This is a genomic window from Endozoicomonas ascidiicola, from assembly GCF_001646945.1.
GTDB lineage: Bacteria > Pseudomonadota > Gammaproteobacteria > Pseudomonadales > Endozoicomonadaceae > Endozoicomonas > Endozoicomonas ascidiicola.
The window spans coordinates 514,933-529,448 of sequence record NZ_LUTV01000001.1 but is presented as its reverse complement, the minus strand read 5'-3'; the positions used below and the strand labels follow the sequence as shown (position 1 = coordinate 529,448).

18 protein-coding genes, 1 other RNA gene and 1 pseudogene are annotated in these 14,516 nt (G+C 45.9%); 8 read left to right on the top strand and 12 right to left on the bottom strand.

All coding sequences use genetic code 11. The annotated features are described in order from the left end of the window. Positions 1–71: 71 nt before the first annotated feature. Positions 72–782, bottom strand: coding sequence for a HugZ family pyridoxamine 5'-phosphate oxidase (locus tag AKL11_RS01970; protein WP_067514948.1), 711 nt, complete (start codon positions 780–782; stop codon positions 72–74). Positions 783–941: 159 nt separating this feature from the next. Here AKL11_RS01970 and AKL11_RS01965 point away from each other — a divergent pair, with 159 nt between their 5' ends. Then, entirely contained in the window at positions 942–1,700 is a 759-nt protein-coding gene (locus tag AKL11_RS01965; RefSeq protein ID WP_067514947.1) for an SDR family oxidoreductase, read from the top strand. A gap of 70 nt (positions 1,701–1,770) precedes the next feature. Here AKL11_RS01965 and AKL11_RS01960 read toward each other — a convergent pair whose 3' ends face one another. After that, positions 1,771–3,414, bottom strand: a complete 1,644-nt coding sequence (locus AKL11_RS01960) for a hypothetical protein (RefSeq protein WP_067514946.1) — start codon at positions 3,412–3,414, stop codon at positions 1,771–1,773. A 354-nt stretch (positions 3,415–3,768) separates the two neighbouring features. On the opposite strand from AKL11_RS01960, the gene rep reads away from it, so the two are divergent. Beyond that, complete coding sequence (gene rep, locus AKL11_RS01955) at positions 3,769–5,781, top strand: DNA helicase Rep (protein ID WP_067514945.1); 2,013 nt, start codon at positions 3,769–3,771, stop codon at positions 5,779–5,781. 2 nt (positions 5,782–5,783) lie between these two features. Beyond that, the gene (locus AKL11_RS01950; RefSeq protein WP_067514944.1) at positions 5,784–6,182 is read left to right on the top strand and encodes an acyl-CoA thioesterase; all 399 of its coding nucleotides are present in this window, start codon (positions 5,784–5,786) and stop codon (positions 6,180–6,182) included. Positions 6,183–6,184: 2 nt separating this feature from the next. Here the strand turns inward: AKL11_RS01950 and AKL11_RS01945 are convergent, their stop codons facing one another. The 3 genes from AKL11_RS01945 to AKL11_RS01935 are packed head-to-tail and all read right to left on the bottom strand — an operon-like array spanning position 6,185 to position 8,661. Next, on the bottom strand, positions 6,185–7,180 hold the full coding sequence (locus tag AKL11_RS01945; protein WP_067514943.1) for a C45 family autoproteolytic acyltransferase/hydrolase: 996 nt from the start codon (positions 7,178–7,180) through the stop codon (positions 6,185–6,187). A 27-nt stretch (positions 7,181–7,207) separates the two neighbouring features. Next, the gene (locus AKL11_RS01940) at positions 7,208–7,579 is read right to left on the bottom strand and encodes a PH domain-containing protein (RefSeq protein WP_067514942.1); all 372 of its coding nucleotides are present in this window, start codon (positions 7,577–7,579) and stop codon (positions 7,208–7,210) included. 23 nt (positions 7,580–7,602) lie between these two features. Then, positions 7,603–8,661 carry an aldose epimerase family protein gene (locus AKL11_RS01935; RefSeq protein WP_067514941.1) on the bottom strand — a complete coding sequence of 353 codons (1,059 nt, stop codon included), beginning with the start codon at positions 8,659–8,661 and terminating at the stop codon, positions 7,603–7,605. Between the two features lie 228 nt (positions 8,662–8,889). Here AKL11_RS01935 and ssrA point away from each other — a divergent pair. After that, positions 8,890–9,278, top strand: a transfer-messenger RNA (tmRNA) gene (gene ssrA / locus AKL11_RS01930). Between the two features lie 39 nt (positions 9,279–9,317). On the opposite strand, the gene AKL11_RS24390 is transcribed toward ssrA, so the two are convergent. The 5 genes from AKL11_RS24390 to AKL11_RS01905 all read right to left on the bottom strand — a co-directional run bounded on the left by AKL11_RS24390 (position 9,318) and on the right by AKL11_RS01905 (position 12,095). Then, positions 9,318–9,752: a tyrosine-type recombinase/integrase gene (locus tag AKL11_RS24390; RefSeq protein WP_436404679.1), complete on the bottom strand. Its 435-nt coding sequence runs from the start codon at positions 9,750–9,752 to the stop codon at positions 9,318–9,320. A gap of 93 nt (positions 9,753–9,845) precedes the next feature. Further along, entirely contained in the window at positions 9,846–10,787 is a 942-nt protein-coding gene (locus AKL11_RS01920) for an ISAzo13 family transposase (RefSeq protein WP_245673276.1), read from the bottom strand. Positions 10,788–10,804: 17 nt separating this feature from the next. Beyond that, positions 10,805–11,047 (bottom strand): hypothetical protein, encoded by a 243-nt coding sequence (locus AKL11_RS25840; protein ID WP_095210384.1) that lies wholly within the window; start codon positions 11,045–11,047, stop codon positions 10,805–10,807. Then, positions 11,023–11,730 carry a phage integrase gene (locus tag AKL11_RS01910; RefSeq protein ID WP_216636743.1) on the bottom strand — a complete coding sequence of 236 codons (708 nt, stop codon included), beginning with the start codon at positions 11,728–11,730 and terminating at the stop codon, positions 11,023–11,025. The genes AKL11_RS25840 and AKL11_RS01910 overlap by 25 nt, the downstream gene beginning before the upstream one ends. 32 nt (positions 11,731–11,762) lie before the next feature. Beyond that, positions 11,763–12,095 carry a helix-turn-helix domain-containing protein gene (locus AKL11_RS01905; RefSeq protein WP_067514937.1) on the bottom strand — a complete coding sequence of 111 codons (333 nt, stop codon included), beginning with the start codon at positions 12,093–12,095 and terminating at the stop codon, positions 11,763–11,765. Positions 12,096–12,227: 132 nt separating this feature from the next. Here AKL11_RS01905 and AKL11_RS01900 point away from each other — a divergent pair, with 132 nt between their 5' ends. The 4 genes from AKL11_RS01900 (at position 12,228) to AKL11_RS01890 (ending at position 13,520) form a co-directional block, all read left to right on the top strand. Continuing rightward, positions 12,228–12,458, top strand: coding sequence for a helix-turn-helix domain-containing protein (locus AKL11_RS01900; protein ID WP_067514936.1), 231 nt, complete (start codon positions 12,228–12,230; stop codon positions 12,456–12,458). A gap of 69 nt (positions 12,459–12,527) precedes the next feature. Continuing rightward, the gene (locus AKL11_RS01895) at positions 12,528–12,773 is read left to right on the top strand and encodes a hypothetical protein (RefSeq protein ID WP_067514935.1); all 246 of its coding nucleotides are present in this window, start codon (positions 12,528–12,530) and stop codon (positions 12,771–12,773) included. Beyond that, on the top strand, positions 12,773–12,997 hold the full coding sequence (locus AKL11_RS24950; protein ID WP_157673361.1) for a hypothetical protein: 225 nt from the start codon (positions 12,773–12,775) through the stop codon (positions 12,995–12,997). The genes AKL11_RS01895 and AKL11_RS24950 overlap by 1 nt, the downstream gene beginning before the upstream one ends. Positions 12,998–13,232: 235 nt before the next feature. Continuing rightward, a complete protein-coding gene (locus AKL11_RS01890; RefSeq protein ID WP_253705156.1) occupies positions 13,233–13,520 on the top strand; it encodes a hypothetical protein in 288 nt (95 codons plus the stop codon). Between the two features lie 10 nt (positions 13,521–13,530). Here the strand turns inward: AKL11_RS01890 and AKL11_RS01885 are convergent, their stop codons facing one another. Both AKL11_RS01885 and AKL11_RS25525 read right to left on the bottom strand, forming a co-directional pair. Then, on the bottom strand, positions 13,531–14,103 hold the full coding sequence (locus tag AKL11_RS01885; RefSeq protein ID WP_067514933.1) for an IS66 family transposase: 573 nt from the start codon (positions 14,101–14,103) through the stop codon (positions 13,531–13,533). Then, positions 14,087–14,516, bottom strand: a pseudogene (locus AKL11_RS25525) (IS66 family transposase); the annotation flags it as partial. The gene AKL11_RS01885 and the pseudogene AKL11_RS25525, both read right to left, overlap by 17 nt.

Genomic DNA, 14,516 nt, shown 5'->3' with positions numbered 1-14,516 from the left:
TGTTGGTTAAAAGACTGACAAATAGCCGGTTGCTGATATTTGTCAGTCAGATAGGTTAAAAGCTGTTTGGTTTAGGCGGCCTTCGCCATCGCTACCATCTGTTGACGTACTTCCATTGGTGTGGCGGCGTTTTCCGGGAATTGAATACGAATCACCTTTTTACCCAACAGAATGTGCATGCCTTCTGAATCCACACCTGCCATTTTAGGTGATACGCCTTCCGGAATCACAACATTAGCAGCCAGACAATATTTCACCATGGCATCCACATGATCTTCGTTCATGTGATCGATCATGCCTTTGCCCGCCTCGCCGAAAAATGGGTTTTCCTGGCAGAGTAGTTCGTTTTTAACCCAGAAGATTTTACCAAACCCTCCAATAAAACGAGCTTTCACCAGATTGATCCGATAAAAATCAAAGTTGTGCGTGTTGCTGTAGTTTCTGGCTTGAGGGAAGAAGTTAAAGTAGTGCTCGGCTATCTCTTCACTGTCTTCTATTTTCTGTGCATCGCCCATCCAGGTTAGACGACCAGCGGTGTGTACATCATCGGTATCCGTTTCGCTGACGATCAAAGAAACCCGAGGGTTCTCTTCAACGTTCTTGGTGTGCTGAGCAATGGTGCTGATCTGGATAATGGGGCAGCCATTGGCATCCAGACAATAAGGCATAACAGAACCGAATGGATAGCCAGGCACATCTTTAGAATGGGTTGAAAGTATGCCGTGGTACTCGCCCGTCAATAATTTTCTGGCTTCAAAAGCGGCAGTTTCTTTCGTATCCATTTAGGCGGAATCCTCTGCGATTTTATAGATTATATGTGTGGCTGAGATTATATGGGAATGAGATTAATTATCAATAGCGTATAAAGTGGTTGTGTTTTTACATCGGCCGTTTCAGGATGGCGGAGTACTGAAAAACAAATAATAGAAAGAAGTGCAGTTATGGATCTGAACAATAAAAACATCCTGATTACCGGTGGCGCCAGAGGTCTTGGCTTAGCGATGGCCAAATGGTTTGCTGAACGTGGTGCCAATCTTGGTTTGATCGATCTGGAATCACCAGAACTTTCTCAAGCGGTGGAAATCTGTCGTGCAAAAGGCGTGAAGGCGTTTGCCTATGTTGCTAATGTTGCAGAAGAAGAGCAGGTTGTGAATGCGGTAAAAAAAGCGACCAGTGAACTTGGACCTTTGAATGGTTTGGTGAACAATGCCGGCATTTTGAGAGATGGGCTTTTGCTGAAAGTAAAAGATGGCAAGATCGAAAAACTTCCTCTGGAAAAATGGCAGTCGGTGATCAATGTGAATCTTACCGGTGTATTTCTTTGTGGTCGGGAAGTCGCTGCCAGTATGGTTGAGAGCGGCTCTCAGGGGGTGATTGTGAATATCGCCAGCATCGCGCGGGAAGGCAATTACGGGCAAAGCAATTATTCTTCTGCGAAAGCGGGCGTTTCTGCCATGACCGTAACCTGGTCTAAAGAGCTGGCGAAATACGGCATTCGTTGTGCAGCAGTGGCTCCTGGGGTGATTGAAACGGAAATGACGGGCGGCATGAAGCCAGAAGCCAAAGCCAGAATCTGCTCAGGGATTCCTGTTGGCCGGATGGGCACTCCAGAGGAGATTGCTGCCACCGTTGGTTTTATTTTTGAGAACGATTACTACAATGGCAGAACTCTGGAGCTGGATGGTGGGTTAAAGTTGTAAGGAACGAAAAGAGCCTAAAAACGCAGGCTAACTTTGCTTTTAGATTCCTTATCGTCATCCATGCCAATGGTTACGCCTGGCTTGTTGCGTAAGCTTCATTATTATGTGTTGACAAAGACGTATTGTTCTCGGGACTGACATTTTGTGTAGTACCACTTTTACAGCTCTGATATATCTCTGTAAATTTGTTATAAGCAAACTTTGCAGTGGGTATAATCGCGTTCTTTGTCCATGCATAAAAGATAACCGCAGCTTGCCAAAATGTTGGATCTGCATCGTAAGGTACTAAGGCTGCAACTATGGCGAGCGGTGCCAACTTCTCCGATAATAGTGGGCTTACCGTTTTCAAATCCCACAGTTTTACATCAATTCCCAGCATTTCTTCAATTTCATGAGCACCAGTGGCTAGTAGGGTCATAACCAACATATTTTTAATCCAATCCCCCGATGAATCGATAAAGGCATCACACTTTTTTGCCACCCAGTCAGTATGGGCAAATTTTTTCTCAAGTTCAGCTATCAAAGTCACAGTGCCTTTTAATGTATGATAGCCAGCAATGGGAGCCGCAATACCTGAGATTCCACTCAGGGCTATTGTGCCTACACCTACGCCAATATTGGTGCCTGCCGCAAGGTATGGCGTCAGGGTTACTCCGCTTAATACACCAAGCTCACCTCCTTCTCTTGCGGTCTGAACACATACGTACTGTATGATGTTTGATAAATTGCCGTATAAACGTGAAGATTCGCTTTCAAGCCTTGCCTTGTATTTTTGTTCGAGAGCGGTTCCCCCACTTTCTCCTATGCTTTCCCGGTTGTTTGTTGCGTTTGAGTCAGAAGGCCGTTCATCTTTGGGAACGGCATGGCGGCGGCGGTAGGGTGCAGTTACATTTGAGCTAGAAGATTGCATACCTAAGTCACTATATTCTTCAACACGCTCTGGAGAGGTGATGGATGCTTCGTTCCCTGGATCTTGAGTATCAGGTAACTCTTTTAAATCAGCACCGAGCTGGATGAGCTGGTGTAGTTTATAAGCTGCCCATAGTTTGGTTGCACCCTCGATTGACTTAATGAGTAACTCTGAATTGCTTCCTGAAAGTTGACTTCCCAGAATGCCTGCAACAACACCTGATGCAGCTACCCAAGCGGTTAAAAAGGTGGCCGCAGCTGCACCACCAATCAATGCCTTGTTTTTAAGGGTTTTCTGAGCTTCAGTTAATGCGTCATCGAACGCTACTTTGAGAAATGCCACGCATTCTGTACTTTCTTTTAATGCCTGCCCGAACACTGCACTATTAAAGCCAATAACCTGATTTAAACTCTCTGCAGTCGTCGTTGTAGCAGCGGCGGTGGCTTGCCCATTGACCGCGACAGGGATTGTTGTTGCAAAAAGAGCTTGCAATAATTTTGTATCGCTACTTAGTGCTTTCGGAGACGATGGTACTGATTCGGAAGCCACTTTTTCTAATTGTATTGAAGTGACCGGTGATTTTTGGTGCAAAGCCCTGCGCTTTGTAACCGGCAAATTTTCTTTTTTAAGAGAGTCAGTGCCACTGTCTTTTAATGCGTCACTGTTTCTTTTTGTTCCACTTCGAATTGCAGAAACATTATGCCCATTATATCTGCCGCTGTCGTCATGTAGAGGCCTTCTTGGAGTTACTATTTCTGAGATATTTCTTAAATGAGATTTTGGTGCTGAGTGAGTTTGAAACATGTTCTGTATCCTTATTTAGTAAAAAAAGAAACCTTGTATTGTTCGAATTATTTATCCTGCGCTCATAAGTAATAGATGATGATTCTCATTTATCAAATGAGAATCATTATCGCTGTAATCTTTTTTCGATGACGCTACCCCAATATTTCAGAAATAGGTTTTCAAATGTTGCACGCTTAAAGGAGAGCCCTTGAGAGCTGAGGTTTTCTACTCATACACGAACTCTTCGTTGTGTTGGTCTGGGTGGTTGGGAAGAGTGACTTGCCAGTTTGATGAAAAAGTTCTTACTCTGGACGTTGAAAGGCTTGATAATGGTAATCTTCCATCAATTGACGAACCTGCTGAAATATCATCGTGCAACATCTCAATGACCGACAGGCACAAGCCGTAAAATACATCGACACGCCCCTGCTGGTTCTGGCGGGAGCGGGCAGTGGTAAAACCAGTGTGATTACCACCAAAATTGCCTACCTGATTCAGCAGTGTGGTATCAGTGCGCGCAATATTGTGGCGGTCACTTTTACCAACAAAGCAGCCCGTGAGATGAAAGAACGTGTTGGCAAACTGGTGAAAGGGAAGGCCGCTTCTGGCTTAACCGTGTCCACTTTTCACAACCTTGGTCTGAATATTATCCGCAAGGAATGCAAGCTGCTGGGTTATAAAGCGGGCTTTTCTATTTTTGATCAGCAGGATGCCCGCTCACTCATCACCGATTTGATGCAGCGGGATGCCTCTGCCGATGACAGCGGCGTTGATCAAATTCAGAACTGTATATCCAATTGGAAGAATGATCTTATCTCCCCAAAACAGGCGTTGGACAGCGCAAGGCAGCCCTGGGAGCAAACGGCAGCCATCGTTTATGAGCATTACAACCGCATGCTCAAAGCCTATAACTCCGTCGACTTTGATGACCTGATCATGAAGCCGGTAGAACTGTTCAGAAACAACCCTGAAGCATTGCAACGCTGGCAAGACAAAGTACATTACATGCTGGTGGATGAGTATCAGGACACCAACGGCGCCCAGTACGAACTGGTGAAAAGGCTGGTGGGCGATCGGCGTAAATTAACGGTGGTGGGGGACGATGATCAGTCCATCTACGCCTGGCGTGGTGCCAAGCCAGAAAACCTGGCGTTACTGAATGAAGATTATCCCAGCCTGAAAGTTATTAAGCTGGAACAGAATTACCGCTCTACCAGTCGTATTCTGAAAGCAGCGAATACGCTGATCGCCAACAATCCCCATGTGTTTGAGAAAACCCTGTGGAGTGAGTTGGGTATGGGCGATGAAATCCGAGTGATCAAATGTCGCAACGATGAGATGGAATGCGAGCGTATTGCCACGGAGATTCTTGCCCACCGTATTCGCTATCAAAATGGCTATAAAGATTATGCGGTGCTGTACCGTGGTAACTTCCAATCCCGTTTGTTGGAATTAAAGCTTCAGCATCACGGTATTCCTTACCATATCAACGGCGGTACATCGTTCTTCGCCCGGGCAGAAGTGAAAGACATCATGTCTTACCTGCGCCTGCTCATTAATCAGGACGATGACAACGCTTTCCTGCGAGTGATTAATACACCGAAGCGGGAAATTGGCCCTTCGACGCTGGAGAAGTTGGGTAACTATGCCAACAAGCATCACATCAGTCTTTATAAAGCTTGTGAAGAAGCGGCGCTGGAAGAAGATCTGGCACATCAGTATGTAGAAAGACTTCGTCGTTTTACCAGTTGGATGGATGGTGTTTCACGGCGTATTCAAACCAGTGATGATCCGATTCAGGTGTTGCGGGAAATGATCGCCGATACGGATTATGAAAACTGGTTGATGCAGCATTCCTCCACACCGGTGCAGGCTGAAAAGCGCATGGCCAACGTATGGTTTCTGGTGGATGCCCTGCAGCAAACACTGGAGCGTGGTGACGAAGATCGCACGGTTGAAGACGCAATTTCCCGACTCATCCTTCGGGATATGCTGGAGCGCAATGAGGAAGAGGAAGATGTGGACCGTGTTCAGCTATTAACCCTGCACGCCTCCAAAGGTCTGGAATACCCCCATGTGTATATGATGGGTATGGAAGAAGAATTGCTTCCTCATCGCACCAGTATTGAAGAAGACAATATTGAAGAAGAGCGCCGTTTAACTTATGTAGGCATCACCCGGGCAAGAAAATCACTGACTATGACGCTGGCAGGCCAACGGAAACAATTTGGTGAAGTGATTGATACCTTGCCCAGCCGTTTTCTGGATGAGTTGCCTCAGGAAGATTTGGTGTACTCCGGTTTTGATGAGTCTTCAACCCAGGAAACCAAAAAGATGGCGGGAAGAGTTGGGCTGGATGCCCTGTATAAGTCCATCGGAGCTTAACTATGTCTTTTACTGTTGAAATGCAGGTGCGTGACTATGAGTGCGACCTGCAGGGAATCGTCAATAACAGTGTGTATTTCAACTATCTTGAGCATGCTCGGCATCAGTTTCTGAAGACCCGTAATCTGGATTTTGCCCAGCTGGCTGCACAGAAAATAAACCTTGTGCTGACTCGCTGTGAGATTGACTACAAATCCTCTCTGCGTCCCAGTGATGTGTTTACAGTCAGTGTGGAACCTGAGCGGATTTCCCGGTTGAAAATAGGCTTCCGTCAACGCATTCATTGCAAGGCGGATAACCAGTTGATGATTGATGCTTTTGCCACCGTAACCTCGGTGAATGGCCGTGGACGCCCTTTTGTGCCGGACTTTATTGAAGACTGGTTTTCGGTTGCCGGTTAAAGCTATGTTGAAAAAGTATGATATTCAAACTCGGCTTCAGGATTAAACCCTTCCCTCAGTGCCATTTGCCTTTTGTTCAGATCCAGAATCATGGTAACCAGTGTGCCACCGCTCCCGGTTAATTCGTGGTCACTGTATGGTTTGAGGATTGGGAAAGGTTTCTCATTGTCATTCAACAGCTGTTTCATCGTCTCGATAGTCAGTTCGGAATCCCCTGAGTTCTTTCTTAATTTTTCCAGCCTTGCTTTTGTGCAGGGCGCCGAGGATGTTGGCTGAGCCTGATCTGGCTGCAGGTAATGATTAGTGTGAGTGTAAACGGGCAGGTCCGTCATCTGGAACCAAGGTTGATCCGGAGCCAGCTCGACACCAATGGCGGCCTGACGATCTGCCACGGTGATATGGCTGGCCTTGCCTGCACCGTGTTGACGAATCATATCTTCGGCTTGTTTCAGGTTCTCACACTCCAGCAGGGCACGAAGTAGAAAGTGGACGGGCAGCCCACTCAACCTTTGATTTGCCGGGAGTATGTTCAGGCAGACGCCAAGGCCTGCGGAGTTCATGCCGATCTTTGCCAGCATGCCGGGTTCCGTCATGGTCAGTATTCTGTGACCGGATTCCAGCTCTATTTCCGCTAGTGCCAGCTGCCCCGCCAATGCTTCGGCCCAGTCCCAGTTCTGACCAATAATGCCTTTTTGGGGAAAAGCAATGGATGAACATTCTGTGGGGGACGACATTAATTCACTGCGGGCGTTAATGCAGTAAATCCAGAACGGATCAATGCCGGATGCTTCTGCAATGGCATCCATTTCCGCCAGATAGTCCGGTTTAAAGCTTTGCAGTGGTTTTAGCAATTGATCTACATGGTTTTGCAGAGTGCTTCGATCAGTCAGAAAGCGCGATCGATAATAATCCAGGGCAACCTTGATCTCATCGCGCATCTGCTCGCCATGAACAAGCCCTCTCTCTCTGGGCGATCCGTTGAGAAATAGCTTTTTCATGGGCGCGGTCTCCGTTGTTGTTTTCCTTTAGAGTAACTTTGAACTGAGAATTTGCGCGAGTTTTTTCACATCAGTCCCTTTCAGGAACTCAAACTGCAGCATACCCAGGCCAGAAGCCCAAACTTTGAACTCAGAATCGATATCAAAAGTGCCGGCTGTTTCTACAGAGAACGCTGAAACCTTAGAGTAGGGAAGAATAAAAAACTCGGCTTTCTTACCGCGCAAACCCTGAATATCAATGGAGATGATGCGTTTATCCGTGAAAATCAAACGGTCTCTCACAGACTTGTATTCAATTAACACTTCTTCGCTGGGCGTAAGCAAAAAATCATAGCGTTCAGAGCCGGAGCCAACGTCTTCCTCCTGTAAGGCGACAATGGTTTTATCTTCAAATGTCATTTTCAATCCCTCGGTGGGTTTAATTAGTAGGTGCCAAAGCGGAAAACGGTTTGCTCATGATAGGTTTCGCCCGGATTAAGCGTGGTTGACGGAAACTCCGGGTGATTAGGTGAGTCAGGAAAGTGCTGAGTTTCCAGACAAAAGCCTGCTCGCATACCATACTGTCTGCCGCCTCTTGCCGGTTCGCCTTCCAGATAGTTGCCGGTATAAAACTGAACGCCGGGTTGTGTCGACAGCACTTCCAATGTTCGACCACTGTCTGGTTCTTCTGCCCAGGCAACAGGGTTCAAGGAATAGCCTTTGTCTCGTTCAGTCCAGATAACCCAGTTGTGATCATAACCTCTGCCCTGCTTCAGCTGAACAGTCTTTGCTTCAATATCTTGACCGATGGGCTTCATGGTCTGGAAATCCATGGGGGTATTTTTGACGGACTCCAGATCACCGTACGGGATGGCTGTTTCATCGGAAGGTGTGTATTGAGCGCTATGGATTATCAGATTGTGATGCAAGCAATCATCACTGCCATTGAGATTGAAGTAGGTATGATTTGTTAAATTGACGACAGTGGTTGTATCACACTGGGCGTGGTAATCGATAATCAGCTCATTCTGATTATTGAGGGTGTAGGTGACTTTTATATTCAGCTTGCCCGGGTAACCTTCTTCCCCATCTTCGGATTCGTAGTAAAGTGCCAGAGAGCAGTGATTGTCTTCTGTTGATGGTTCTGCTTGCCAGAGCTGGAGGTTAAAGCCTGAATTGCCACCGTGAAGATGATTTGGCTCATTATTGCAAGCCAGCTGAAATGATTCCTCGTTCAGTTCGAATTGACCGCGGGCAATGCGATTGGCGTAGCGTCCGACGATGGCCCCAAAGTATGCTCCGGATCGTTCATAGTCAGCAACGGAGTCACAACCCAGCGTGACTTCAGCGACCTGCCCATCACGACCAGGTACCAGAATACTCTGGATAATGCCGCCCATGGTCAGGATCGTGACTTCCATATTCTGTTGATTACAGAGTTTGTAGGCATAAACTGCTTCGCCGGAGTGGAGTGCACCAAACCGCTCTTTAACAACGTTCATAAATACAATTACCAGTCAGCAATAGTCAGGTGGCCCCAGGCTCTGCTCAGGGAGAATAAAACTATAGTAATCAGCTCAGATATAAAATGTACTGCCAGAAATCATAACTGAGATCTTTTTGCACTGTGTGTGGGTTGAATTAAATAGAAACATTAAATGATGAATTTACGGGCTAATTAACTGAAGACGTTGCAGCATAGGGCGCGGTGCTCTATAACTATAAGTTCTGGGGACGATTCGGATTCGACGACGGTATCGAACCCTTAGGTGCATGCCGAGGGCGTAGTGGTTCTCGTTAATCAAAACACTACAAACCTTATAGTTGCCAAAACTGCAGCTAACGATAGTTCTTACGCTCTCGCAGCGTAAATCGTAGCTAAACCCTACGAGCTATCCAGTCTGTCCGGCTCGTCTGCTGGCTGGTTTCCAGACTGTCATCGCAAGCAGAATCGCCACGTTCAGCAGGTCTCTGGCTGACGGGTTAAAACTTGTGAGGATCGCATTGCAGCACCCCGACCACTGGGTCATTGCAGTGTTAAATTAAAGGTGGATCTAAGCATGTAGAGCCGAAGGCTGAGAGCTGGCGGACGCGGGTTCAAATCCCGCCGTCTCCACCACTATAAAAACCTCGTAGGTTATTGATCTACGAGGTTTTTTTATGAGTGGGAATTGGTGGTTTTTTGCGAAGTGTCCAAAAAGTGACCAACTGGATTTTTCTGGAATGAATTGGCAGGCTTGAGTTGATCAGGTTGTGAAGAGAGTGGGTTCAGGCGGGTGGCATCCTTTAAGTGGTCAGGATCAAACTTTGCATACCGCATCGTGGTAACAATGTCAGAGTGACCAAGGATTTTTTGCAGTACCAGAATGTTGCCACCATTCATCATGAAGTGACTGGCGAATGTGTGGCGTAAGACATGGCTTGCCTGTCCTTTCGGTAACTCAATACCAGAACGCTTTAACGCTCTTCTGAACGCTCCCAGGGATGAACAGAACCGTTTATACACTTTTAGGTGTGCAGTTATTTCATCGAACAAGTCAGCCTCTAAAGGTATCGAGCGTATGCGTTTTCCCTTGGTGTTGGAGTATTGCACTCGATAGTCCTTAAAGTGGTATAGCTTTCTGCTTTCCACTTCTCCCCATCGAGCACCGGTACTTAGGAATAGTCCCTGAATAACTTCCCGATTTCAGCAGGTACAGGGCATGGCGACATAGTTCCATTTTGGCAAGAATTTATCGAACTGAATGGCCATGTTCTTTTTGAAGTCAGTGGCATATTTACGCCCGGTTTCGAACACTTTGTCGATAATTCTTACAACCACTTTCAGCCCTTTGGTCGTTTCTGTTTTTTCTATGTAGTGCTTTGCCATCTCAACGGATTCCAGAGGAACACCTTTGCAGGCACGGGTGATATGCGGGAATACGCGATGCTCAATAGGGTTGTATTTCGAACAATACGACGGGTAATGAGCGATACGAATTCTCAAGTTCAGCCTGTTTGAAAGTGCCTGCAAATCCTCTTTGAAAAGATACGACGAAGCACTGTTACTGCCACCTCCATCACACAACATCAGCAGGTCTCCAACATTGTTATAGTCCACTTGACCTTGTTCTCGCCACCACAATTCGATGCTTTCGCAAGCAAACTCACTAGTATCGCAACTGGTATTCAGGTGTACTGATGCTTCGTTTTTCCGCACATCATAGATGCCGTGAGGGGTGACTTTTCCGTCACTACTGCTGGGGAAATCATGATCATTCACGATAGTTGGCTCTATCGCATCAGTCACGCCATCACGATAGAATTTACCCAGCAGTTCTTTCTTTTTCGTGTCGATGCTTATCACTGGACATCCGGCATCCAAGTATTCTTGTTTCAGTCTGGCAATATTTTCAAACTGGGCGTTGCGATCGGCGTGCTGCCCCATTGTTCGCTTTTTTTGCGGCTTGCGTCGTCGGTAACCATGATCATGAAGCAGTCGAGAAACGATATTCTTATTGGCTGGAGTTCCCAAATCGGAGAGCGTGCGAGCAATCTGCCGACGAGACAGGTTCGTCCATTTTACGTCGTGCCGCATCGGGTCCCCAGCAGTATGGTTACGGAGTATGGTGAGAAAGTTTTCAGTCAGCTGGGGACTTTTCTCAATCAGCGGTGTGCGTCCGCCCCTTTTTTTCGCTGATGATCAGCGTTCAGATGTTCTGATTCCAGCTCAGCGATACCTCGACGAATCGTTTTCGGGTCACAAGCCAGTAACTGAGAAATGAATTCGATGCCACCATGCCCAAGCTTTATCGCTTCAATCGCAGCATAGCGACGACGATCCCTCTCGTTGAGTGACTGATAAAACCGAACCATTTGAACCTCTACTGTCGTCGAATAACTGCCCAAGATGACCTCCTGCACTCATGCGGAGCAATTATCGACGATTCCTGATCTCTTGAAAATAGGGAAGTTAATTGGGGACTATTCCTTAGGCATAGACGGGCTATTAATCCAACATGAGGATTAATACAGCCCTTGTCGATATGATGCAGGAGCGCTTCTACCTGGTCTGTCGTGAGATAGGCCAGTTCCGGTTGCTGGGTCTTGATCATTTCTGCTTCTTCCAGAGGGTTCCGGTATTTGATCTCCTTGGTTTTGATCAAGGTGTTATACATGGCTCGTAAGTAGCTCAAATGGTTGTTGATGGTTTTATCCATAATGGGCTTTTCTGTTGAGCTGCCTGCCTTCTTAATTGCCTTGTACTGGTTGAAACCCCCTATGGTGAGACTTCGGGCAATGGGGTTATCCAGAAAGGCGGCAATGTTCAATAACACCTGTTTTCTGCGAAAACCGTCAGAAAGATCAGTCCCTTTGGCGTTATACCAAAGCTCAATCAACTCGGTTAATCGTCGATTATCGACGGCTTCTGTTTGCCAGGGCTTTCCTTCCTTGTATTTCCTTTTCAGGAAGTCGTGGTACTCGATACATTCCCGTTTTGTTTCACAGGTTTTTCGGTATCGCTTTCCATACTCACCAACTCGAACATCGAGTTTCCAGAGTCCTGTCACTCTGTCTTTTATTATGCTCATTTGATTTCTCATTTTTAGCCTTGTTTTGCAGGCTAATTCTTGGAGGGTTCTTTGTTATACGTCCTTCGCCGTTTGTTGATTTCCATATCAAGATCATCAATGGTTTCAAGTTCGTGTATCAGGGTCTTGATTTTCTCCTTCTCTTTTTTGGTGAATTTAATTTCAGCTTTACCGGTGATGAGGTAGTTGCTGGCAAATGGGAATAATTCGCACATTTGTTCTACCAGGTCGGCAGGTGTGCGCTGTTTTCCGTACTCTATATTCTCAAGCGTCTGCTCTGGAATATTGCATTTTCGGGCAAGCTCCCCTCTGGTTAGACCTTCAAGTTTGCGTATTAGTTCGATTCTTTTATTAATTTTACTCATTGATTTAATTAACCTTTTTAAAATTAATTATTTTTATATTTGTATAGTGTACGGAAATCGAGTATATCTTTTATTCCGTATATATAACGGAATTTATATACGCAACTACTACTATCCTGCTTCAAGGAGGAAATGGCAACTATGGAAAACTCGGGAATCTTCCAGACCATAGAAGATTTCGCAAAGAGTATTGGTGTCTCAGTGCGAACTGTGGACAGCTGGGTTGAAAGAGGTTTGCTTCCAACCTGCAAAGTCGGGAAGCGACGTTTGATAAATCTCAATCAGATTCGAAAAAATCTGGCATCTGGAGAACCGATCAACGCTACCACCCTGGCGAAATTCCGCAAAAAAATCGAAAACTAAAACCGCGTCGTATTGCCTTTCGGTTATTAACCAGAAATCAAAGTGATTCACTTTGGTAAGGGGTTTTTAATGTCTAATAAAAAGGAAAGTCTTGCTAAATTACCGGCGATTAATCGCCAGGTTGAATTGATTCAATATGTGTTGGATTTAATCAATGAAGAGCGAGAGCGAATTAAACGAAGTATTGCCGCTGTCAATCATTATTCATCGGAGAAAGATCGTGATTTGTGGTTCTTTGAATTGAACCGGTGTGATCGTCATTACGCAGAATTACAAAGCTGGCAATCGGCTTTGGTGTGCGGTAGATCGGAGTAATGAGAGAAAGTCGCTCCAGGGTGAAACCAGGTTGCAGCCTGCGGGAGCGACATGATGAGGCGATGGCCAGGCTCAAGGAGTATGGTCATCGTCCTCCTTCATTTCAGATACAACATACAACCAAAGACCGCTATTGGCGGTGTGTTTACCATTGGAATGATCGCAAAGGTGTCATTATTGGCGATGAGCCACCTAATGACACCTGGCCTACCCGCAATCGGTAAAATTTTTCTTGAACTGGAATAAGGCAAAGACAGACTTTGATCGCCGTCAAAACCCATTTTGACGGCGAGCGAAGCGGTTCGTTTTTGCCTTAAAGGTTCCAGCTCAAGAAAAAATTTACTACGGTTTTTACGCTTTATTACTCAATAGCCGGAACTTCATTTTTTCCTATTGTTTTTGATTTAACGAATGGATAAATATGATTAGGCAAATCAATCAAACATGGAGCGTTCTAAAATGAACTCATTTGTTAATGCGATGTACCTCGGTATCAAAGTCACTGAATTTGAAGCCAATCGTTATTTAAAAGTGTACCTGGCGGTTCCGCCCGACCCTGAAAACAAAAACATTTCTGGCCTTGATGTCATGATTTGTTCTGCGGATATCGAAACACTTTACGAATACGAAAAGCTTGAGCCTAAAAAGAACTATGAATTTAAAACCAAAATTCAATCCGGTTCTCAAAACAAGATTGCTATCAAGATTATCGGTATTAAACAACCTGCTGCGAAACAGGTTCAATAATGGTAATTACTCAAAAACCCGTTTTTAGCCCACACGACACCCAACGTGCAGCACGTTCTATTTCATCTGCCAACCTCGGGAATGTCCCGCTACCTGTCAGCCTATCTGTTAAATAGTGCCAGAATGAAAGCCCGTATTGTCTGCAGGTTTTCTTAAGACTTGCAAAGGTATCCAGACTCTGTCGTCCGCTCTCGCTTTTGGTGCCACCACTGATTTTACGCCGTTTGACGTGCTCCCTAATCTGACTTTCACTGAGATTGTTATGTAAAGGCAACTCCGGATGATCCAGAACCATCAGCAGCTCTTCCTCAATCACTGCTAAACCTGATAATCCTTCCTGCAGGGCTGAACAGCCGGYTTGTGTCTGGATAAGGCTCTTAAAAGCCAATCTGATTCTGGCTGCTTTTTCATCCGATGGAGATGCTTTGAACGCCTTAAGATSACGATAAATATCCCAGAACCAGGTCAAGCACCAATATTGAGCACTAACCTGATGATCGTTGACCGGAATGGCTTTCTCTAACGGCCTGGCAGCATGTACCCAGCACTGGGCATGGGCAAACACATTAAACTGTGGCACCATCACTGAATGTGACCAGATTGAATCCGTGATTCATCAGGCTACCGTAGAGCATGGCCTCAGTCGCCCTTTGTCGATTCCTTGAACCTGTCAGACCGATGTCGTCCATAAAGGCTCTCCAGGCTTTTTCGCTGAGAAAATGCACATCCTGATATTGCTTCAGTATGTTCACCCATTTCCTGGCAAATTTGTGCTCACTGAGATAGTGGATCGCGTCAGCATTCAGTACATAGGTTCGGTAGGGGCGATGCAGTAAAGTCAGGAAGTTTTCCCTGCTCTTGCTTCCGGTTGTACCAAACCAAGTGAACAGTTCATTGGTAATAACAGTGCAATAGCCATTTTGACCCTGATGTCTTGAACCAGTGTCGTCGGTTTGCAGATAACGTGAACAGCGGATACCTGTCGCCAGTAGTTCG